At 70.0% G+C, this 19578-nt stretch carries 23 protein-coding genes; 14 read left to right on the top strand and 9 right to left on the bottom strand.

Features of this window, described 5'->3' with window-relative positions; genetic code table 11:
- Window positions 1-12: 12 nt before the first annotated feature.
- Together ACLQ29_RS28020 and ACLQ29_RS28015 are read left to right on the top strand one after the other, a co-directional pair.
- Window positions 13-771 (top strand): ABC transporter permease, encoded by a 759-nt coding sequence (locus tag ACLQ29_RS28020; protein ID WP_425774424.1) that lies wholly within the window; start codon window positions 13-15, stop codon window positions 769-771.
- Between the two features lie 31 nt (window positions 772-802).
- Window positions 803-1585: an ABC transporter permease gene (locus ACLQ29_RS28015; RefSeq protein ID WP_425774423.1), complete on the top strand. Its 783-nt coding sequence runs from the start codon at window positions 803-805 to the stop codon at window positions 1583-1585.
- Window positions 1586-1593: 8 nt separating this feature from the next.
- On the opposite strand, the gene ACLQ29_RS28010 is transcribed toward ACLQ29_RS28015, so the two are convergent.
- Window positions 1594-2070, bottom strand: a complete 477-nt coding sequence (locus ACLQ29_RS28010) for a hypothetical protein (protein ID WP_425774422.1) — start codon at window positions 2068-2070, stop codon at window positions 1594-1596.
- Between the two features lie 100 nt (window positions 2071-2170).
- Here ACLQ29_RS28010 and ACLQ29_RS28005 point away from each other — a divergent pair, with 100 nt between their 5' ends.
- Window positions 2171-2863, top strand: coding sequence for a class I SAM-dependent methyltransferase (locus ACLQ29_RS28005; protein WP_425774421.1), 693 nt, complete (start codon window positions 2171-2173; stop codon window positions 2861-2863).
- Window positions 2864-2965: 102 nt separating this feature from the next.
- Here the strand turns inward: ACLQ29_RS28005 and ACLQ29_RS28000 are convergent, their stop codons facing one another.
- Complete coding sequence (locus ACLQ29_RS28000) at window positions 2966-3436, bottom strand: HIT family protein (protein ID WP_425774420.1); 471 nt, start codon at window positions 3434-3436, stop codon at window positions 2966-2968.
- A gap of 55 nt (window positions 3437-3491) precedes the next feature.
- Window positions 3492-3926, bottom strand: coding sequence for a nuclear transport factor 2 family protein (locus ACLQ29_RS27995; RefSeq protein WP_425774419.1), 435 nt, complete (start codon window positions 3924-3926; stop codon window positions 3492-3494).
- Here ACLQ29_RS27995 and ACLQ29_RS27990 point away from each other — a divergent pair.
- The 3 genes from ACLQ29_RS27990 (at window position 3857) to ACLQ29_RS27980 (ending at window position 8352) form a co-directional block, all read left to right on the top strand.
- Window positions 3857-4603, top strand: a complete 747-nt coding sequence (locus ACLQ29_RS27990; protein ID WP_425774418.1) for a TetR/AcrR family transcriptional regulator — start codon at window positions 3857-3859, stop codon at window positions 4601-4603. The genes ACLQ29_RS27995 and ACLQ29_RS27990 overlap by 70 nt on opposite strands.
- Before the next feature lie 227 nt (window positions 4604-4830).
- The gene (gene rox / locus ACLQ29_RS27985) at window positions 4831-6318 is read left to right on the top strand and encodes a rifampin monooxygenase (RefSeq protein ID WP_425774481.1); all 1488 of its coding nucleotides are present in this window, start codon (window positions 4831-4833) and stop codon (window positions 6316-6318) included.
- Window positions 6319-6450: 132 nt separating this feature from the next.
- Window positions 6451-8352: a S9 family peptidase gene (locus tag ACLQ29_RS27980; protein ID WP_425774417.1), complete on the top strand. Its 1902-nt coding sequence runs from the start codon at window positions 6451-6453 to the stop codon at window positions 8350-8352.
- Between the two features lie 63 nt (window positions 8353-8415).
- Here ACLQ29_RS27980 and ACLQ29_RS27975 read toward each other — a convergent pair whose 3' ends face one another.
- Window positions 8416-8811: a cupin domain-containing protein gene (locus ACLQ29_RS27975; RefSeq protein ID WP_425774416.1), complete on the bottom strand. Its 396-nt coding sequence runs from the start codon at window positions 8809-8811 to the stop codon at window positions 8416-8418.
- Window positions 8812-8864: 53 nt separating this feature from the next.
- Here ACLQ29_RS27975 and ACLQ29_RS27970 point away from each other — a divergent pair, with 53 nt between their 5' ends.
- Together ACLQ29_RS27970 and pip are read left to right on the top strand one after the other, a co-directional pair.
- Window positions 8865-9878, top strand: coding sequence for a helix-turn-helix domain-containing protein (locus ACLQ29_RS27970; RefSeq protein WP_425774415.1), 1014 nt, complete (start codon window positions 8865-8867; stop codon window positions 9876-9878).
- A gap of 160 nt (window positions 9879-10038) precedes the next feature.
- Entirely contained in the window at window positions 10039-11025 is a 987-nt protein-coding gene (gene pip / locus ACLQ29_RS27965) for a prolyl aminopeptidase (protein ID WP_425774414.1), read from the top strand.
- A gap of 80 nt (window positions 11026-11105) precedes the next feature.
- On the opposite strand, the gene ACLQ29_RS27960 is transcribed toward pip, so the two are convergent.
- Complete coding sequence (locus tag ACLQ29_RS27960) at window positions 11106-12080, bottom strand: helix-turn-helix transcriptional regulator (RefSeq protein ID WP_425774413.1); 975 nt, start codon at window positions 12078-12080, stop codon at window positions 11106-11108.
- Window positions 12081-12205: 125 nt separating this feature from the next.
- On the opposite strand from ACLQ29_RS27960, the gene ACLQ29_RS27955 reads away from it, so the two are divergent.
- A complete protein-coding gene (locus ACLQ29_RS27955; protein WP_425774412.1) occupies window positions 12206-12607 on the top strand; it encodes a RidA family protein in 402 nt (133 codons plus the stop codon).
- A gap of 403 nt (window positions 12608-13010) precedes the next feature.
- Here ACLQ29_RS27955 and ACLQ29_RS27950 read toward each other — a convergent pair whose 3' ends face one another.
- Both ACLQ29_RS27950 and ACLQ29_RS27945 read right to left on the bottom strand, forming a co-directional pair.
- Entirely contained in the window at window positions 13011-13472 is a 462-nt protein-coding gene (locus ACLQ29_RS27950; protein WP_425774411.1) for an HNH endonuclease, read from the bottom strand.
- Between the two features lie 21 nt (window positions 13473-13493).
- A complete protein-coding gene (locus ACLQ29_RS27945; RefSeq protein WP_425774410.1) occupies window positions 13494-13916 on the bottom strand; it encodes a TetR/AcrR family transcriptional regulator in 423 nt (140 codons plus the stop codon).
- Here ACLQ29_RS27945 and ACLQ29_RS27940 point away from each other — a divergent pair.
- The 3 genes from ACLQ29_RS27940 (at window position 13806) to ACLQ29_RS27930 (ending at window position 16237) form a co-directional block, all read left to right on the top strand.
- A complete protein-coding gene (locus ACLQ29_RS27940) occupies window positions 13806-14504 on the top strand; it encodes a short-chain dehydrogenase (protein ID WP_425774488.1) in 699 nt (232 codons plus the stop codon). The two genes, ACLQ29_RS27945 and ACLQ29_RS27940, sit on opposite strands and share 111 nt — an antisense overlap.
- Window positions 14505-14600: 96 nt before the next feature.
- A complete protein-coding gene (locus ACLQ29_RS27935; protein ID WP_425774409.1) occupies window positions 14601-15374 on the top strand; it encodes a methyltransferase domain-containing protein in 774 nt (257 codons plus the stop codon).
- 38 nt (window positions 15375-15412) lie between these two features.
- Window positions 15413-16237 carry a hypothetical protein gene (locus ACLQ29_RS27930; RefSeq protein ID WP_425774408.1) on the top strand — a complete coding sequence of 275 codons (825 nt, stop codon included), beginning with the start codon at window positions 15413-15415 and terminating at the stop codon, window positions 16235-16237.
- A 3-nt stretch (window positions 16238-16240) separates the two neighbouring features.
- Here ACLQ29_RS27930 and ACLQ29_RS27925 read toward each other — a convergent pair whose 3' ends face one another.
- Window positions 16241-16933: a TetR/AcrR family transcriptional regulator gene (locus ACLQ29_RS27925; protein ID WP_425774407.1), complete on the bottom strand. Its 693-nt coding sequence runs from the start codon at window positions 16931-16933 to the stop codon at window positions 16241-16243.
- A 55-nt stretch (window positions 16934-16988) separates the two neighbouring features.
- Between ACLQ29_RS27925 and ACLQ29_RS27920 the strand changes: the two genes are divergently transcribed.
- The gene (locus tag ACLQ29_RS27920; RefSeq protein ID WP_425774406.1) at window positions 16989-18107 is read left to right on the top strand and encodes an FAD-dependent oxidoreductase; all 1119 of its coding nucleotides are present in this window, start codon (window positions 16989-16991) and stop codon (window positions 18105-18107) included.
- Between the two features lie 145 nt (window positions 18108-18252).
- A complete protein-coding gene (locus tag ACLQ29_RS27915; RefSeq protein WP_425774405.1) occupies window positions 18253-18735 on the top strand; it encodes an NUDIX hydrolase in 483 nt (160 codons plus the stop codon).
- 29 nt (window positions 18736-18764) lie between these two features.
- On the opposite strand, the gene ACLQ29_RS27910 is transcribed toward ACLQ29_RS27915, so the two are convergent.
- Window positions 18765-19499, bottom strand: a complete 735-nt coding sequence (locus ACLQ29_RS27910; RefSeq protein WP_425774404.1) for an SMI1/KNR4 family protein — start codon at window positions 19497-19499, stop codon at window positions 18765-18767.
- Window positions 19500-19578 lie beyond the last annotated feature (79 nt).

The raw sequence follows: 19578 nt of genomic DNA, 5'->3' as shown, positions 1-19578 counted from the left end.
GGGGGAGACCACGTGCTGCACGCATTCGGCTACTGGATGGTCCGCTACCGACGCACCTGGCGCGGCTCGATCGTGCTCAACGTCCTGAACCCGTTGCTGTTCCTCATCGGCATCGGCGCCGGCCTGGGCGCCCTCGTCGACGACAACGCGCCGGCCCAGATCGCCGGCGTCTCCTACGCGGCGTTCTTCGCCCCGGGCATGCTGGCCGCCGCGGCGATGCAGAACGCGTTCCTGGAGGGGTCCGGGGGAGTCGCCCGCGCCGCGGGGTTCGGGGCGTACCGCAGCGCCACCCCGACGCCACTGGCCCCGGAGCAACTCGCCGCCGGGCACCTGCTCTTCATCACCGTCCGGGTGCTCATCGCCAGCGGCGCCTTCATCGTGGTGATGGCCGCGTTCGGACTGATCGAGGGTTGGTGGGCGCTCGGCGCCCTGCTCGGCGCGACACTTACCGGAGTCGCGTTCGCGGCGCCGGCCGCCGCGTGGGCGGTCGGGGTACGCAAACTGCGCCACATCGACACGGTGTTCCGCTTCGTCATCATGCCGCTCTACATGTTCTCCGGCACGTTCTTCGCCGTCTCCCAGCTACCGGAGTGGATCCGCCCGGTGTCCTACCTGCTGCCGCTGTGGCACGGGGTGGAACTGTGCCGCACCCTCAGCCTCGGCACGGCGACGATCACCGGCAGTTCCGTCCACATCGCCTACCTGCTGACCCTCGCGGTCGGCGGCTTCCTGGTCGCCCGGGTCACCTACCGCCGACGGCTGCACCCGTGACGGCCCACCCACCGAGCCCTGTGGAGACAGCATGAGCACCGTCGTCGTACCCGCCTGGACGAGACGCCGCGCTCTCGCGCTCATCGAACGCAACTTCATGATCTATCGTCGGTCGATCACGCCGCTGCTCAACGCGCTCGTCGAACCGATCCTGTACCTGCTGTCGATCGGCGTCGGCGTCGGGCTGCTCGTCGGCACCGTCCCCGGCGTCGAGGTCCCGTACGCCGTCTACGTGGCCCCGGCGATCCTGGCCACGACCGCGATGAACACCGCGTTCAACCAGACCAGCTTCGGCGTCTTCATCAGGATGAGGATCGACAAGACCTACCAGGCGATCCTGCCGACACCGCTGTCCGTGACCGACATCGCCGTCGGCGAGGTCACCAGCGCGATGATCAACGCCCTGCTGACGACGATCGGCTTCCTCACCCTGATGGCGGCCGGTGGGTTGGTCACCTCGGCCTGGGTGCTGCTGGCCCTCCCCGCGTCGGTGCTCATCGCGTACGCGTTCGCCGCAGGCGGGTTGGCCGTCACGACGTACCTGCGCGACTTCTCCGACTTCCAGTACATCCAGCTCTTCATGCTGCCGATGTATCTGTTCGCGACGACGTTCTATCCCCTGTCGGTCTATCCGGCGGCGGTGCGGCCGCTGATCCAGGCGCTGCCGCTCTACCACAGCATCGAGCTGGTTCGCGAACCGGCGTTGGGCCGGCTCGGCTGGGACCTGCTGATCCCGGTGGTCTACCTGCTCGCCTTCGGCTCGATCGCGATGATCGTCGCCACCCGTCGGATGACCCGGATGATGCTGCGCTGAGCGGACCGTTACCGCCTTGCGTCGGTCGGGTCGTCCGCGGCGAAGTCGCGGATGGCAGCGCGGATGGCCTCGCCGTACGCGTCAGCCGGCAGGTGCACCAGGTGTTCGCTGGCTCGGGCGAGGTGCTCGCGGGCCTGGGCGGGGTTGCCCAGACGTCGGTGACAGTCGGCCAGGTTGAGATACAGCGACGGCAGGAACGCCTGGACCTGGAGCGAGGACAGGTGGCGCTGGGCGCGCTCGTCGGTCAGGTCGGACACCGCGGCCAGGGCGCGTTCGTCCCAGGTCAGCTCCGCCTCGGTGGTGTCCTGGAGATCGGCGAGGTAGTGGGCGAGGGTGCAGCGGTGGAAGGCGTCGCCGGTGGGGCCGATCTCGTCCCACAGCGCGGTGAGCGCGTCGCGGGCGGGGCCCCTCTGCCCTGATCGGCCGAGCTGCACCGCCTCGCCGATGCGGGTCATCGTCGGGTCGGGTGTCGGTTTGTCGTCCATGCCGCCGATGCTCGGGCCTCGACCCGGTCGAGGGTCAAATCAGCTGCGCCCTGGTCGATCTCGGTTGCGTCCCGCGCCCGCACCCGGGCACGCTTCCCGGATGCCCGCAGCCCACGCATATCACGACCACGCCGGTGACGTCTTCGCGGAACACTCCGCTGACGGTCCGCACAACGCCTACACGGACCGGCCGGCCATGCTGGCGCTCGCCGGCGACGTCGCAGGTCTCCGGATCCTCGACGCCGGCTGCGGCGGCGGCCACTACGCGGCCGAGTTGGTCGGCCGGGGAGCCGAGGTGGTGGCGGTGGACGGCAGCGCGACGCTGGTCCGGCACGCCCGGGCCCTGCTCGGCGATCGCGCCGAGGTCCAGCAGCACGACCTGGACGCCCCGCTGGACTTCGCGGCCGACGCGTCGTTCGACGGAGTCGTCTGCGCGCTGGTACTGCATCACCTGACCGACCGTGCCCGGTTCCTCGGCGAGGTGCGGCGAGTGCTGCGGCCCGGCGGCTGGTTCCTGCTGTCGGCGACGCATCCGACGTCGGACTGGCGGTACTTCGGCGGATCGTACTTCGACGAGAGCTGGGTCGAGTTCCCAGTGGCCGACGGGATCACCATGCGCTTTCAGCGGATGACCATCGAGTCTCTGGTGACCGAGGTGCTCGACGCCGGGTTCGTGCTCGAGCGGCTGGTCGAGCCGAGAGCGGTCGAGACGCTGCGCGCTGTCGACCCGGAGCGCTACGAGCGGCTGACCGAGCGCCCGAGCTTCGTCGCCCTGCGCCTCCGCCGCCCCTGACGACGCCCACCGCAACGCGTACGCCTCTCCCGGTCGCCGTGCCTCTCACCTTCGACGCGATCGCCCCGCTCATCCGGGAACTCGGCGTGCGCCAACACCGGATCACCGAGTGGCTGCGGCCGTGCGGGCCCACCCCTCCCGCACGGCCGCAGCCGCCTGGTTCAACTCCTGACGGTCCCGAACCCGCCAATCCGCATCGATCCGGAAGCTGTCGCCGACGAAGCGCGGGAACACGTGCAGATGGAGATGGAAAACCTCCTGGAAAGCGGCTTCCCCGTCGGCCAGGAAGAAATTGACGCCCTCGCACCGCAACTCGGACCGGCGAAGCGCCAGCGCTAGCTGGTGGGCCACCGTCCACACCTGCACGCCGTCACCCTCGGCCAGATCCTCCAACCCCACGGCGTGGGCCCGCGGCACGACCAACAGATGCCCCGGCGTCACGGGCTGCACGTCCATGAAGGCAACCACATAGTTGTCCTCGTAGACGATGCTGGCCTCCGCCTCGCCACGAACGATCGCACAAAAGATGCAATCCCCCATGCCCTCACCCGCCGGACTTCCGTTGCTCGCCATGATCAGAACGTATCGATGTTTCCTTGCAACGCAAACGATTACGCGATGGCTTCGCTCACCCGACCCTGCCGGTCGGCCGGGCCGTGACGCTGGCCAGCGCCTCGATCAGGGGCAGAGGGTTGACGTAGTCGCGATAGGACAGGATCTGGCCGTCGCGGACTCGAATGACCGCGATCACCGTCTGCTCGAACGGCTCGCCCGTGGCGACGACGCTGCCGTACGCCTCGTACTCCACAATGATGACCTCGGGGTCGGTGGTCTCGTGCAGCACTACGTTGCGGTATTCGTCGAACGTGACGAAGGCGCCGGCTGTCTCCGTGAGATGACGGCGCACCTCGGCACGCCCCCGCACGCGGCCGGGCACGCCCGGCGGACGGTACGGCCACTCGAGGTATCCGTCCGGCGCCATCAATTCCACGAATGTCTCGATGTCGACCTCGCGGCCGGCCCGCAGGACCTTCTCGACGACCGTGCGGGACGAGAAGTTCATCGCGACCTCCCAGGTGGCCAACCGCCAGCCAGCTGCTGCGGGAGAAGGGCGCGAACGCGGTGACGACGCGAGCCGTCGCCCAGGCGGCGGGTGTGCAGGCGCCCACCATCTACCGCCTCTTCGGTGACAAGAACGGCCTGATCGATGCCGTCGCGGAACACGTCATGGCCACCTACGTCGCCGCCAAATCCGCAGTGGTGCGGGCCGCCGAGGGCGATCCGGTAGCGGACCTGCGGCTCGGATGGCGGGTGCACATCGAGTTCGGCCTGGCGAACCCCGAGCTGTACGCGCTCATCGGCGCTCGGGGGACTGGCGGGCCGTCGCCGGCGACGGCTGCCGGCATCGAGGTGCTGCGCACCCGCGTCCGGCGACTGGCCGCGGCCGGCCTGTTGGCTGTCGACGAGCGGCGCGCACTCATGATGATCCACGCCGCCGGCAACGGAACCATCCTCGCCCTCCTGGCGACACCCCCGCAGGAGCGCGACAGTGGTCTGGGCGACGCCATGTTCGACGCCGTGCTCAGCAGCATCCTCGTGAGCACGCCGGCGACACCCGACACGACAGTGAGCGCGGTGGCGGTCACCTTCGCCACTGTGGTGCCCGACCTTGCGGGGCTCAGCGACGCCGAACGCGCGCTCATGACCGAGTGGCTACACCGATCGCTGACCGCGCCATAGACCGCCTGACCGCGCCCCGCGGGCCGGTTCCGCACGTGGCGGGAAAAGCACTGGACGGGCTGATGCTTGGCTTGTAGTTTGCGGCTGACCGTGACACCACCCGAGGAGGTGAGACCCATGACCGCTGTATCGATGTGGGTGCTCCCCCTCCCGTCATGGCCGGGCGACTGACGTAGGTGTCGCCGGGAGCGCCTCGCCAACCACGGCACTCCCGAAGGGCAACACCTATGCGTTCTCCGCACAGCACCGCCGAGCAGCCGTCCAACGACCGGGCCGATCACACGCCCCGCACCTTCGATGTGATCATCGCCGGTTGTGGACCGACAGGCGCCATGCTGGCCGCCGAACTACGGCTGCACGAGGTGCGGGTACTCGTTCTGGACAAGGAAACCGAACCCGCGTCGTTCGTACGCATCGTCGGTCTGCACATGCGCAGTCTCGAGCTGATGGCGATGCGGGGACTGCTGGATCGCGTCCTCCCGCATGGCCGCCGCCGTCCGGCCGCCGGCTTCTTCGCCGCCATCGCCAAACCCGCGCCCGAGGGCCTGGATTCCGCGTACGCGTATCTGCTGGGCATTCCGCAGCCGGTCATCGTGAACGCGCTCGAAGAACGCGCGCTCGAACTGGGCGCGCAGGTCCGGCGCGGTTGCGCCGTCACCGGCGTGCAGCAGGACGACGAGGGTGTGACAGTCCTGCTGGCCGACGGGCAGCGGTTGCGGTCGCGCTATCTCGTCGGCTGTGACGGCGGGCGCAGCACCGTACGCAAACTGCTCGGTGTCGGCTTCCCCGGTGAGCCCGCACGCACCGAGACGCTGATGGGCGAGATGAAGGTGGGCATGCCCCCCGAGGAGGTCGCCGCCACGGTGGCCGCACTCCGCGAGCCCCCACAACGATTCTGGCTCCGACCCTTCGGGGGAGAGGTCTACAGCGTGCTGGTCCCCGCCGCGGGAGTCAGCGACCGCACGCAACCACCCACCCTTGAGGATTTCAAACACCAGTTGCGCAGCGTCGCCGGCACCGATTTCGGCGTCCACTCCCCGCGTTGGTTGTCGCGCTTCGGCGATGCCACCCGGCTCGCCGAACGCTATCGGGTCGGGCGGGTGCTCCTGGCCGGCGACGCGGCGCACATCCACCCACCCATTGGCGGACAGGGCCTCAACCTGGGCGTCCAGGACGCGGTCAACCTGGGCTGGAAACTGGCCGGGCGGATCCGCGGCTGGGCGCCGGATGACCTGCTGGACACCTACCAGGCCGAACGCCGTCCGGTCGCCGAGGACGTGCTGGACAACACGCGCGCCCAGACCGAGCTGCTGTCCACCGAACCCGGTCCGCGGGCCGTGCGCAGGCTGCTCACCGAACTGATGGACTTCAACGAGGTCAACCGCTACCTGCTGGAGAAGATCACCGCTGTCGGTATCCGGTACGACTTCGGTGCGGGCCCCGATCTGCTCGGCCGCCGGATGCGCGACATCACCGTGCGACAGGGCAATCTCTACGGCCTGCTGCATCGCGGTCGCGGCCTGCTGTTGGACCGCACCGAACGCCTTACCGTCGACGGCTGGTCAGACCGGGTCGACCACCTCGCGGATGCGAGCGCCGGCCTCGATGCTCCGGGCGTCCTGATCCGACCCGACGGTCACGTCGCCTGGATCGGCGACGACCAGCAGGACCTCGACCGCCACCTTGCGCACTGGTTCGGCACGCCCACCCACTGACGTCGACGCGTCCTGATCGACTCGGGTTTCACGACGTCGGGGTGTCGGACCGTTGCGGACACCCCGACGTCAGTGACCTCGCGGCGAGGATCCCGCACCGGATCGATCCCGTGACGCTGGCAGACTGGTCGCGTGACAGGTCTGACCGCCGAGCTCGTGGTCGATGGTCGTGCCCCGCAGAGCCCGGCGCTCGCCCCGAACGGGCGCCGGCTCTGCTACGTCCTCGCACCCCTCAGCCGGACCGGCGACCACCTCGACACCGCACTCTGGCTCGTCGACACCGATGGCGCCCTCGCGCCGCGCCGGGCGACCGCCGACACCGCAACGGAGTCCCGGCCACGGTGGTCGGCCGACTCGGCGACGCTGTTCTTCCTGTCCGACCGCACCGACCGTGGCACCTCGCAGCTGCACGCGCTCACCCTCGCCGACGGCACGGTCACCACGTTGACCGGTTGGCAGGCCGGCGTCATCGACCATCTGCCGCTCACCGACCCCAACCTGGTCGCGCTGCTCGCCGAGGACGAACCCACCGAGCAGGACGCGCGCCGCGCCCGGGACCGCGACGACACCATCGTCGTCGGCGAGCGCGAACCGCGGGCCCGGTTTCGCCTGCTCGACCTGCGCACCGGCCGGATCACCACCCCGCACGTGTTCGGTGACCGGCACGTCGTGGAACTGCGGCAACGTCCCGACGGCGGGCCGCTCGCCGTGCTGACCAGAGCCAGCGCCGACAACGACCACGGCCCACGCAGCGGCCACCTGCACCTGCTCGACCCCGCGACCGGGACCGCGCAGGACCTCGGACCTGTCGAAGCCGACGCACAGTCGCTGGCCTGGTGGCCGGACGAGGACGGCTGGCACCTCGGTTACCTCGGGCTCACCCCGCCGGGTCTGCAGGCCGGCGCCGCCGTGTTCGACCTGGCCGTGGAGAAGGGCGTCCTGCGCAATCGCACCGCTGGTCTCTCGATGTGCCCCACCGAACTCGGCCAGACCGACGGCGCCCCGCTGGTGGTGTTCGCCGACGGCCTGAACGCGACCCTGGCCCGGCTCGACGCCACCGACCTCACGGTTCTGTCGCAGCACCCCGGACGCCTCGACACCCTCACCGCCACCCCTGCCGGTGACGACATCGCCGTGCTCACCGGCGGCCGCTACCAACCGCCGAACGTTCACGTCGGACCGCCGACCGGGCCACTGCGGAGAATCACCACCACCCGCCCGGAACTGGACGGCATCGCGCTCGGCACGCAACAACCGCTGGCCTACCGTGCCGCCGACGGCCTCGACCTGGACGGCTTACTCGTCCTGCCGGTCGGACGAACCGCGTCGGACGGCCCGTTCCCGCTTGTCACGATCGCGCACGGCGGCCCGTACGACCGCTACGCCGATCGTTGCCAGTTGTTCTGGTTCCCCAGCGCGCAGTGGCTGGCCGCCGCCGGCCACGCGGTGTTCTTACCTAACCCGCGCGGTGGGCAGGGCCATGGTCACCAGTTCGCCGCAAGCGTCGCCGGCCGGGTCGGACAACAGGAGTGGACCGACATCCTGACCGGCATCGACCTGCTCGTCGCCGAGGGCATCGCCGACCCGGACCGGCTGGGCATCGCCGGTTGGAGCCACGGCGGCTTCATGTCCGCCTGGGCCGTCGGCCAGACCGACCGCTTCCGCGCCGCGCTGGTCGGCGCCGGCGTCGTCGACTGGGGCATGCTGGCCGCGACCGGGGAGAACGGCCAGTTCGAAGCCGCGCTCGGTGGCAGCACCGGCTGGTCCGGCATCGGACCACACCCCCACGACGCGGTCAGCCCGATCTCCTTCGCCAGCCGTATCCGCACGCCGGTGCTCATCCTGCACGGCGCCGAGGACACGAACGTTCCCCTCGGACAGGCCGTGTACCTCCACCGGGCGCTGCGCCACTTCGACGTCGAGCACGAGCTCGTGATCTACCCGAGAGAGGGTCACTCGATCCGGGAACGCCACCACCAGATCGACGTCCTGCGGCGGACCCGCGCCTGGTTCGATCGCTGGCTCCGACCCTGACCCGTCCTCACTCTCCAGCCACGCGTTGTCGCGTCGTGGAGCTGTCCCACGCTCAGGTGAAAATCACCGCAGGTCATGCCCGGCCGTGGCGTCGACGTGGTCCGGAACGGGGTCATGGTGGTCACCGACGGTGAGGGTGCCGGTCGGTTCGAACATCAGGATCGCGGCGCCGTCCGGGGAGAAGGGTTTGTGGTCGGTGCCGCGCGGTACGACGAACACCGAACCCTGCGGCAGCACCACGGTGCGATCCCGCTCGCCCGATGGGCGCAGGGCGATGCTCAACACCCCCGACAGTACGAGGAAGAACTCGTCGGTGTCGTCATGGCGGTGCCACACGTGCTCGCCAGCGACCTTGGCGATGCGCACGTCATAGTCGTTGACCCGCGTCACGATGCGCGGGCTCCACAGTGCCTCGAAGGTGGCCAGGGCGGTGGACAACTCGACCGGTTCACTGATCATGGCTGTCATCGTGGCCGATGCCGTCGGCGCAGAGTGAGTGCTAGAAATCGCGTATGCCGCAACGATCCTCGCAGCCCGGTGGCGGCGCGCACCGGGTGGTGATGCTCGTCGACGACGGGTCGAACCCGTTCGAGCTGGGCGTGGCCACCGAACTGTTCGGCCTGCGCCGCCCGGAGATCAACCGCCGCTGGTACGACTTCACGCTGTGTGCCGCCGCCCCGGACACCGTGCTGCACGCCGGGCTGTTCACCCTCACCGGCGTACCCGGCCTGCACGCCGCCGAGGGCGCTGACACCCTCATCGTGCCCAACCGACCCGACCCGCACGTCCCGCCCGCGCCCGCCGTCATCGACGCCGTGCAGCGGGCTGCCGCTCGCGGCACCCGACTGGTCAGCTTCTGCACCGGCACGTTCACCCTCGCCGCCGCCGGGGTGCTCGACGGCCGCCGAGCCACCACCCACTGGCGCTGGAGCGAGCTGTTCGCCGCCCGCCACCCCCGGGTGTTGCTGCACCCCGACGTGCTGTTCGTCGACGACGGCGACGTGCTCACCGCCGCCGGCAGCGCCGCCGCCCTCGACCTCGGCCTCCACCTGATCCGCCGCGACCACGGCGCCGAGATCGCCAACACGGTCAGCCGCCGGCTCGTGTTCGCCGCGCACCGCGACGGCGGGCAACGCCAGTTCATCCCCCAGCCACTGGCGGCCGTACTCGACACGTCTCTGGCACCGCTGCTCGACTGGGCCCGAGGCCGGCTGCACCAACCCCTGAGCGTGACGGACCTGGCCACCCACGCCGCCGTCAGCCCGGCTACCTTGCATCGCCGCTTCCACACCGAACTGGGCACCACCCCGCTGGCCTGGCTGACCAGCCAACGCATCAACCTGGCCTGCCGTCTGCTGGAAGCAGGTGAACCACGGCTGGACACCGTCGCCCGCGCCAGCGGCCTGGGCACCAGCGCCAACCTGCGCACCCAGATCCGCCGCCACACCGGACTGACCCCCAGCGCCTACCGCGGTCGCTTCACCACCACCTCACCCCCACACCAACAAAGCCGTGATGACAGCTGACCACGAGGGATCTCCCGCCCGGCGAAGACGGCCCGGGCACCGCACTCCGCACTTCACATTGTCGATGTCCCGTTGATCAGCGCCGCCACCGGCAGCTCTGGCGCACTCGTAACGGCGGACCCGAACGCCACAGCTTCCCCCACCATCGGAGGTCCGGACCTTGACCAAGCTGTACCCACCGATCGAGCCGTACGAGACCGGCATGCTCGACGTCGGCGACGGCAACCTCGTGTACTGGGAGGTGTGCGGTAACCCGGCCGGTAAGCCAGCGCTCGTCGTCCACGGCGGGCCCGGCTCCGGTTGTGGGCCCGGCTGGCGTCGGTACTTCGATCCGGACCGGTACCGGGTCGTCCTGTTCGACCAGCGTGGTTGCGGTCGCAGCACACCACACGCGAGCGATCCGGCGACCGAGATGCGGCACAACACCACCTGGCACCTGATCGCCGACATGGAGCGGCTGCGCGAACGCCTCGGCATCGACCGCTGGCTGCTGCATGGCGGATCCTGGGGTTCCACGCTCATCCTGGCGTACGCGCAGCAGCACCCCCGACGGGTGTCCGAGATCGTTATCGCCGCCGTCACCATGACCAGGCGCGCCGACATCGACTGGCTCTACCGGGGCGTCGGCAGGTTCTTCCCCGAGCAGTGGGAACGATTCCTCGAAGGAGCCCCGGGCACATCCCGTGACGGGGACGTCGTCGCCGCGTACGCCCGCCTGATGGAAGACCCGGACCCCGCCGTGCGGGATAGGGCCACGATCGATTGGTGCGCCTGGGAAGACGCCGTCCTGTCCGGAGAGACGCGCGGCGCGTCACATCCGTACGGCGATCGCCCTCCCGCGGCGCGGCTGGCCTTCGTGCGCATCTGCGCGCACTACTTCGCCCATGGCGCGTGGTTGGAGGAGGGCGCACTGCTGCGCGACGCTGGCCGGTTGGCCGGCATCGCCGGTGTCCTCGTCCATGGCCGACTCGACCTGGGCGGGCCGCTGCAGACAGCGTGGGACCTGCACCGTGCCTGGCCCGACTCGACGTTGACCGTGATCGAGAGCGCGGGGCATCTCGGCACGGCCGAGACCCGCGAGCACGTTCTTCATGCCCTCGACCGATTCGCCGTCAACGACTCCCTTGGCGTACGACGCCACCCGTGATCGGCCTGAGGTCGGCGCTGCCATCGCGTGGACCGGGCCGGCGTGCGAGCAGTCGCCCGACGCGAAGTCCTGAGCGGCACTCAGGATGGCACCTCGTAGCGGGCGGCGATCGTGGCCGCGCGGTTGCGCAGGGAGGTGCGCAACCACTGCGGGGCCAGGGCTTCCGCGTTCGTCGCGAGCTGCCAGAGCGCCCATTCGGCGTGTCTCGGATCTTGGAAGGTCACCTCCAGCCGCAGCCAGCCGTCGGCGTCGGTGTCCTCGGCGCGGACGGCCAGTGCGGTGCCCACCAGGTCCTCCCGCCGCGCGGGGTTCACCCTTACCAGCACGGTGACTTGGTGGCCGCCGTTCCGGAACTGCGTGCTGCGTTCCTGCCAGGCCCCGTCCAGATCGACCTGGTCTGCTCGCTGTGCGGGTTCGTCGAGTTCCGCCGCGGCCACGATTCGGGACAGACGGTAGGTGCGGTCCCTGCCAGATCTCGTGGCCAGCAGGTAGCCCTGGTCGCGTACCGTGACCAGGCCGATCGGGTCCACCGTGCGCCACGTCGGGGTTTGGTCCACGACCGCGTAATGGATGCGCAGTTTGTGTCCGGCGAACACCGCACGTCGGACCTCGGCCACTACGGCGTCGGGCACCTCGTCGGGGACCTGCCGGCGCGACAGCAGGTCGGTCTGCGGGTCGATGAGCAATCGCTGGACCGCGCCGGCCGCGGTGGCCCGATAGCTCTCGGGCAGCGCGTCAACCACCTTGCGCATGGCCGAAGCCAGCGCCGAGCCGAGGCCGAATGCCTGGGCGCCGCGCCGCGATCCGGCGACCAGCAGTGCGAGCGCTTCGTCGTGATTCAGTCCGGTGAGCTCGGTCCGGAACCCGGGCAACAGTGCGAATCCGCCGTGCCGACCGCGGTCGGCACGGACGGGGACGCCTGCGGCGGACAGCGCCTCGATGTCGCGCAGCACCGTGCGGGTGGACACCTCCAACTCGCGGGCCAGCGTGGCTGCGGACAGCCGACCGCGTTGGCGCAGTAGCAGCACCAGCGAGACCAATCGGTCAGCACGCATACGAAAACTCTACCGATACACGACACAGGGTGTCGTGATTGCTTGGAAGGCTCCTCAACGCGACGCCAACGACGGTGCTACCGAGGCCCGTGGGCGTCAGTCCCTCTGCGTCGAATGGAGCTGATGTGGCAGTGCAGCGAACGGCAGTCAACCCCGTGACCTGGTCGTTGGACATGGGGTTCAACCAGGGTGAGATGGTCTCCGGGCACACCCGGACCCTGTACTGCTCCGGACAGACCGCGATGAGCGGCGACGGCAAGCCTCTGCATGACGGGGACATGGCCGCGCAGTTGGCGCTGAGTCTCGACAACCTGGAGGCCGTGCTCGGCGAGGCCGGCATGTCCCTCGCGAACCTCGTCCGGCTCAACGTTTACACCACCGACGTCGACCTGCTGTTTCCGCACTACGGCGTCCTGGCGTCGCGGCTGGGCGCCGCCGGGGTGGCGCCGACCACCACGATGCTCGGGGTGACACGGCTGGCGATCCCCGGCCAGTTGGTCGAACTTGAGGGAACCGCCGTCGCGTAGGTGACCTCGCCGCCCCTGATGCTCGTGCCGGTTCAGCCGGCACGAGCATCAGGCATGGATGGTCTCGGGTGCTCAGTCCGCTGGACGATCCTGCGACGTCGATTATTAGATTTCCAGTAACAGTAATCCAGTAAACCACCACCACAAAAGGGGCGAACCAGGCGTGCACCATAATGACAGTTCTTGTGCGTAAGGCATCAGGTTGGTGTAGTGGCCTTGGTGAGCCGGGGCGAGCGCGCCCGGCCGGAGACGCAGATGACCTCTCGGAACGGCACGAACCAGCGGCCCGAGCGCAGGTAGTCCAATGCGCGGCGTAGCGCCTCCGCGCTGTCTCGGACGTGCCCGAGCGCCGAATTGCGGCCGTGAGTGGCGGTCCCGGCATCGGACCGCGTGGCGGGGCTGACTACGAGCGGCCGTACGCGGAGCGGGCCTGGGCTACCTCGGCGGCCTCGCGCTCACGCCACCGGCGCTGAGCCTCCTGGTTGCACATCCGACAGACTCGACGGTAGCGGGCGGTCGCCGGGTCGAGTTCACGGTCGTGACCGTTGCGGCACTGTGCCGGCTGGTTTCGGCCGCGGCAGGCCTCGGCCCGGCTGAGTTGGCGCAGATGTGTCGGCTCGATACAGTCGGCGGCGCCGCAGGTCTGGTCGACGTCGAGAGCGGGGTCGTACCCGCCGACGAGGACGACGTACGCGGCGATGTGCGCCCACGCACGACCGGCGACCTTCTGGTGCACCCCGCGTCGCCGCCCGTAACCTTCGATGACAAGGCAACCGCCCTCGGTGCGATGTGAGCGCTCCAGCAGGTAGGTCCGCAGCGACTCTTCGGTGTGGTACCGGGACAGACCCTTCACGGCCGAAAGCACGGTGCCACCGTACTCCGGGCGTCAGGCGTGTAGGCCGTCGACGACGATCTCGACGAGAACTGTGGCGCCGCGGTGCCGCGCCGTCACGACGCAGCCGATCACGAGGGCTTGAATGTCGTCGAGCGTGACGTCCGGACGGATGGTGCCGCGTTGCTGCGCCTCGTGCAGGAGTTGAGCGAAGGCGGCGTTGAGGGCGGCATCAGCGTCGGCGGGTATCTGGTATCCGCCGCCGGCCAGAGCGTCCGCGATGGCGCGGTTGGTGAGGCCGGCCTCCACCATGACGGTGAAGAACTCGGCGAAGTCGATGCCGGAACGGGCCTTGTCGGTCAGGGCTTGGAGGCGGTCGAGCACCACGGCCTCGATGAGCGATTCCTTGGTCGGAAAGTGTCGATACACGGTGCCGGCGCCGACGCCCGCGCGGCGGGCGATCTCGTCGATGGGCACGCCCAGGCCCTCGGCGGCCAGGGTCTCGGCCACTTCGCGCTGACCGGTCTCCTCCTCGACCTGCTCGAGCGGTCACCGGCCGGACGGATCGTCACGGTCAGCAGCAAGGCGGCCGCCGCGGGCTCCGTCACGCACCTCGACCTCAGGAACCTCGACGGGTACCGGCCAACCACGGCCTACAACGCCTCGAAACTGGCGAATCTGCTGTTCGCGTTCGAACTGCAGCATCGACTCGCCGCGTTCGACTCGTCGACGATCAGCCTCGCGGCCCATCCGGGCGGCGCGCGCACCAGCCTGTTTCGGGACGCGTCGCCAGGCTTCCGGGTAGCCAACGCGACGATCGGGTGGCTGTTTACCCAGCCTGCCCAGGCCGGCGCACTGCCCATACTCCGGGCGGCCACCGACAGGCGAGCCGCCGGCGGCGAGTACTACGGACCGGGCGGTCCCGGCCAGTTCAAGGGCGCCCCGAAACCCCACCGGGCCCCGGACCGTGCCTCCGACCCGGTCACCCGACGCCGGCTGTGGGCGCTGTCCGAAGTGGCGACGGGCGTCACCTACCCCTTGCGTACCGAAGGAACTGCGCACTGAGCTGTTCCCGCGACCCGTCGACCTGCTGGTCGGGCTCGATCAGCATCTGCACAATTCCTCCACCAACCGGACGGATCCCTCGTGTTGGGTGGACGCATGACTCAGCACGTCGAGGCGACCGCCGCACCGGACCAGATCGCCTACCTGGACGCCGCCGCTGGCACCGCTGTGGGCCTGGATTACAAGCAGCGCTTCCGTGCAGCTCTCGATCTGTCGCCGGGGCACGCGGTGGTCGACATCGGCTGTGGACCCGGCACGGACCTCGGTCGGCTGGCCGACGCGGTGGGCGAAACCGGTACGGTGATCGGCGTTGATCGTGAGCCCCGGATGGTGGCCGAAGCGCGTCGCCGCTTCGCGGACCGTCCCACTGTCGAGGTGCGCGCGGGCGACGTGCACCACCTTCCGCTCGCTGCTACCAGTGTCGACCGGGCCCGAACGGACCGGGTCCTTCAGCACGTCGACGATCCCGCGGCGGCGATCACACAGGTCCGGCGGGTACTTCGGCCCGGCGGCGTGTTCGGCATGGCCGAGCCGGACTGGGACTCTCTCGTGGTCGCCGAGGAAGACGTGGAGGCGAGTCGGCGCTTCTCGCGTTTCGTGGCGGGGCGGGTACGCAACCCGACGGTCGGCCGCGAGGTGGCCCGGCTCTCCACAGTGGCGGGCTTCGAGATCAGGTCGGTGGAGGCCTTTCCGGTGGTCTTTCGAGATTTTCAGACGGCCGACCAGGTCCTGGGGTTACGTCGGAACTCGGCGCGGGCCGTCGAGGCAGGTGTGGTCGCCGAAGCGGATGCCGCGGGGTGGATTCAGCGCCTCCGGACCGGACCGTTCCTTGCCGGGTTCACCCTCTACCTGGTCACCGCTCAGGCCTGAGCCTGAGCCAAGGGGGACTGTGGGAGAGCATCGGATCTGTGGAGATCGTCGAACAGTTCGTGCGGGGTAAGTACGGGGATCCTGACGTGTGTGAGGACGCGATCGTGGTGACCGCCGAGCACGTGGCGGTCATCGATGGCGCGACGGACGTGAGCGGCAGGCGTTACGGAAACGGGGCGGGCGGGTGGTGGGCCATGGCGGCTTGCCGGGACGCCGTGCGGCGGCTTCCGCGCGGCGTCGACTCGCACAGCGCGGTCGCGGCCATGACCGCAGAGCTGGCGGCCCGCATCGACTCGACGTTGAGCGCAGCGGAACGGCCGAGCGCGGCGGTGACCGTCTACTCGCGAGCGCGTCGAGAGATCTGGCAGGTCGGTGACGTCGGATTCGCGTACCGAGGGCTCCCCACGTCGGTCGGTCAGCCGCGCAAGCTGGTCGACCAGGTCGCGGCGTCCTTCCGCGCCGCGGTTCTCGCCGCGGAGGTCGCCGCCGGGGCGATCAGCATGGATCGGCTGGTGGAGGTGGATCCGGGACAACTCGCGGCGCGAGCGCTGACCGGGCGGCAGGGCGGCCTGCGGAACAGCACCGGACCGTACGCGTATGCCGCCATCGACGGCCGTCCGGTTCCGCCGTCGTTGGTGGTCGTGCACCCGGTGCCTGGCGACGTTGACGAGCTGGTGATCGCCAGCGACGGATATCCGGTCATCGGTGAGACCTTGGCCGAGTCCGAGTCGACGCTTGCCCTGCTCCTGGAAAAGGACCCGTGGTGCGTGGCCGAGCTCGCCGGCACCAAGGGGGTGCTGCCCGGTCAGGTGAGCTTCGATGACCGGGCATACCTGCGGGTTCGCGGGTTGGGCAGGAGGTGAGCGTCACGCCGGCGGTCGGGTGATTTTGGCGGTCACGGCGTCGAGGACCCAGTCCAGGCCGGTCGCGAAGGACTCCTCGGGGTCCACCTCTGTGCCGTCGTGCACGGCCTTGGACAGCGCCGGGAAGCGGCCCGTGGCCAACATCTTCGTCACGTGCGGGCCGAAGGCGCGTTGCCAGTCGCGCTTGGACAGGCCGGTGGCGCGCTCGGCCCGCACGTTCGCGATCTCGCGCCTGATCGCACCGGTGACGTAGGCGCTGACGGTTTGCACGGCGCGCAGGACGGTGTCGACGTCGGCGAGACCGTCGAGGGCGGCCAGGTTGGCCTCGGTCACGGCCATGGCGTTGGGGCCCAGAGTGGGGCGGCCGCCGAGCAGATCGGCCAGCCAAACGTGTCGCAGGGCGGCCTGCCTGGTGCGGTGGGCGAGGATGCGCAGCGTCTCCCGCCAGTCACCGGGCCGCTCCTCGGGGAGAATCTCGGCGTGGACCTCGTCCACGATGAGGTCGAGCAGCTCGTCCTTGGTGGAGATGTATCCGTACAGCCGCATCGGGCCGGCGTTCAGCCGGGCGGCGACCTTGCGCAACGACACCGCCTCCAGCCCGCCCTCGTCGGCCAGCGCGATGGCGGCGGCGATGATCCGCTCCCGATCGAGCGGCACGGGGGGAGGCGGCGGCTCCGGCCGGTCCCACACGGTCACCTGGTCACTCCCTGCTGTTGCCACGAATTCTACGGGCGCGATACGGTGTATCGCTATGAGACACCGTATCGCGGTGGCCGGAGGTGGCCCCGCGGGCCTTATCTTTGCCCGCGTCCTGAACCGCCACGGCTACCCCGTCACCGTCCTCGAACGCGATCCCACGCCCGACTCCCGTCCCCCGGGCGGCACGCTGGACCTGCACGAAGGGCTGGGCCAGCTGGCACTGGACAAGGCGGGGCTGCGGGCACAGTTCGAGGCGCTGTCTCGTCCCGAGGGGCAGGCCATGCGCATCCTGAACGCCGCCGGGACCGTTCTGCGCGACTGGCGACCCTCTCCGGACGAGCGGGCCAATCCGGAGATCGACCGCGGGCAACTCCGTGACCTGCTGCTCGACTCTCTCGACGTGCGGTGGGGTCACGAGGTGGCGCAGGTGGTGCCGGGGACCGATGACGGCGTACTGGTTCGTTTCGCGGACGGGCGACAGGAGACGTTCGATCTCGTGGTGGGCGCGGACGGCGCCTGGTCCCGGGTCCGCCCGGCAGTCTCGCCGGTGACGCCGCACTACACGGGTGTCACCTCGGTCGAGACCTCCCTCGACGACATCGACACCCGCCACCCTGACCTCGCCCGGTTGGTCGGCGACGGTTCGGTGGCCGTCTACGGCGTGAACCGGTCTCTCGTCGCCCAGCGCAACAGCGGCGGTCACGTCAAGGTGTACGCCAAGTTCCGCGCACCGCTGGACTGGCACGCCGACCTGGACCTGGCCGACGTCGAGGCCACACGATCGGGCCTGCTGGCGCTGTTCGACGGCTGGGCGGCTCCCGTCCTCGACCTGCTCGGCCACGGCGCCGCCTTCACCCACCGTCCCTTCTACGTCCTGCCCGAATCCCACACCTGGGCCCACGTGCACGGAGTGACGCTCCTGGGCGACGCCGCCCACCTGATGCCACCGTTGGGGGCAGGCGCGAACCTCGCGATGCTCGACGGTGCCGAGCTCGCCGAGTCCATCGCCGCCGACCCCGACAATCTGGACGAGGCTGTCCGCGCCTTCGAGGAACAGATGTGGGTACGGGCCGGGCGGTGGGCGAAGATCACGACGGCCGGTCTGGAGCGCCTCGTGAGCCCGGACCCCGCCGAGGCCCTCGCCCTCTTCGACCACGTCCAGCCCTCCTGAGCGCCAGGACACCGACGAGGGCACCGAGCTACCGGTCCGACTGGCCCGCCCGGCGTCCGGTGATCGTCCTGGGAGAGGAGAAAAAGGCCCGCCGAGCGGGTGTGCAGGGGGGCGCGTTCCCGGCAACTGCGCGGTCCTGGTCACTGTGATCACACAACGGCTTCGGGTGGCCGCGTACGCGGTGTGTCTGCGCGACGAGAGTCTGCTGCTCGCCCGCTGGGTGTCGCCGGACGGGGCTCGGCGGCACTGGACGTTGCCCGGCGGCGGGGTCGAGCACACCGAGGATCCGTTCGACGCCGTCGTGCGGGAGGTGGCGGAGGAGACGGGGTACGCGGCGCGGGTCGAGCGGTTGCTCGGGGTGAACTCGCGCACCAGGCACGTGGAGCGGCTCGACGACGACGTTGTCGAGCTGCACATGCTCGCGGTCTTCTACCGGGCCCGGATCGTGGGCGGTGCGCTTCGATCCGAGACGGCTGGCACGACCGACCTGGCGCAGTGGGTGCCGATGGCGCGGGTCGTGACCCTGGAGCGTTCCGTCGTCGTCGACATCGGTCTGGAGCTGCACCGCAGCGCGCCACCTACCGGGCACGTGGAGCCGATCCGCACGACCGGCCTGCTGCGACACTGACCGCCCCGTGCGGGTCTCGTCGACGGGCATCAGGTGTAGGGGCTGCGCGCCTGGACGTCCCGAAGCCACGCCGGACGCGTCCCCCACGAGGCCGAGGGGGTGCTGCCCCACTCGCATTCCGGCCCCACGAACGGGTCGATCTTGAGAGGCGAGGTGGCCGGGTCCGCCGAGACCAGCGCCAGATCCTCGGCGTAGCGGACCAGTAGCCGCGTCCACGATGGAGCCAACACGTCCCATGAGGCGCATTCGACATCCACCCGGACCACCTGTCCGGGCGTTCCCCCCGGTGCCGGATCACCGTCGAGCAGCCACAGCACGTCGCCGTTCATGTGCCCCACGACCACCGCGCCCGGCGTGCCGACGATCGGCCGCACCGGGCCGTTCAGGCAGAGCATTCCCCTGTCGACCAGGTAGGCCCAGACCTGAGGGTCGTCCCAGTCCGGCTCCGGACCGTAGTTGTCGCGCCACATCCGGGTCATCTCGATGATCTGGTCGGTGTCGCAGAGGTTGTCCAGCGGTACCGGGGTGGGCTCAACAGACGGCAGCGTCGTACCGGGGTCGGTCCCGTTGTGGATGCGGAGACTTGCCCGGAAATCGGGCGGCAGTGTCAAGGCCAGGGCGGTTTCCACCGCATCGATCGCATGTGCCGGGGCCGGTTCGTTGAGCTGGCGTAGGGAGGACGGCAGGACGCGACCGAGGCCAGCCTCGATCCGCGCCCACGCCTCGGCGACGCGCCTGTCGACCTCGGCCCCGGTGTCGATCACGACGCGAACTCTATCCATCACCGGTTCGTCTTCGCGGCCCCAGCCACGGGCGGCGGGGGTTGACGACCGCGCCGGCCCG

Origin of the sequence: Micromonospora sp. DT228 (genome assembly GCF_049841595.1) — a bacterium.
Classification (GTDB): Bacteria; Actinomycetota; Actinomycetes; order Mycobacteriales; family Micromonosporaceae; genus Micromonospora.
Note: the sequence above shows the minus strand (reverse complement) of the source record. Positions and strands in the feature narration are given on the sequence as shown.

Coding starts and splice junctions, on each gene's coding strand:
- ACLQ29_RS28015 (WP_425774423.1), top strand. CDS start 803: ATGAGCACCGTCGTCGTACCCGCCTGGACGAGACGCCGCGCTCTCGCG.
- ACLQ29_RS28010 (WP_425774422.1), bottom strand. CDS start 2,070: ATGGACGACAAACCGACACCCGACCCGACGATGACCCGCATCGGCGAG.
- ACLQ29_RS28005 (WP_425774421.1), top strand. CDS start 2,171: ATGCCCGCAGCCCACGCATATCACGACCACGCCGGTGACGTCTTCGCG.
- ACLQ29_RS28000 (WP_425774420.1), bottom strand. CDS start 3,436: ATGGCGAGCAACGGAAGTCCGGCGGGTGAGGGCATGGGGGATTGCATC.
- ACLQ29_RS27990 (WP_425774418.1), top strand. CDS start 3,857: ATGTCTCGATGTCGACCTCGCGGCCGGCCCGCAGGACCTTCTCGACGA.
- ACLQ29_RS27995 (WP_425774419.1), bottom strand. CDS start 3,926: ATGAACTTCTCGTCCCGCACGGTCGTCGAGAAGGTCCTGCGGGCCGGC.
- rox (WP_425774481.1), top strand. CDS start 4,831: ATGCGTTCTCCGCACAGCACCGCCGAGCAGCCGTCCAACGACCGGGCC.
- ACLQ29_RS27975 (WP_425774416.1), bottom strand. CDS start 8,811: ATGATCAGTGAACCGGTCGAGTTGTCCACCGCCCTGGCCACCTTCGAG.
- ACLQ29_RS27970 (WP_425774415.1), top strand. CDS start 8,865: ATGCCGCAACGATCCTCGCAGCCCGGTGGCGGCGCGCACCGGGTGGTG.
- ACLQ29_RS27960 (WP_425774413.1), bottom strand. CDS start 12,080: ATGCGTGCTGACCGATTGGTCTCGCTGGTGCTGCTACTGCGCCAACGC.
- ACLQ29_RS27935 (WP_425774409.1), top strand. CDS start 14,601: ATGACTCAGCACGTCGAGGCGACCGCCGCACCGGACCAGATCGCCTAC.
- ACLQ29_RS27920 (WP_425774406.1), top strand. CDS start 16,989: ATGAGACACCGTATCGCGGTGGCCGGAGGTGGCCCCGCGGGCCTTATC.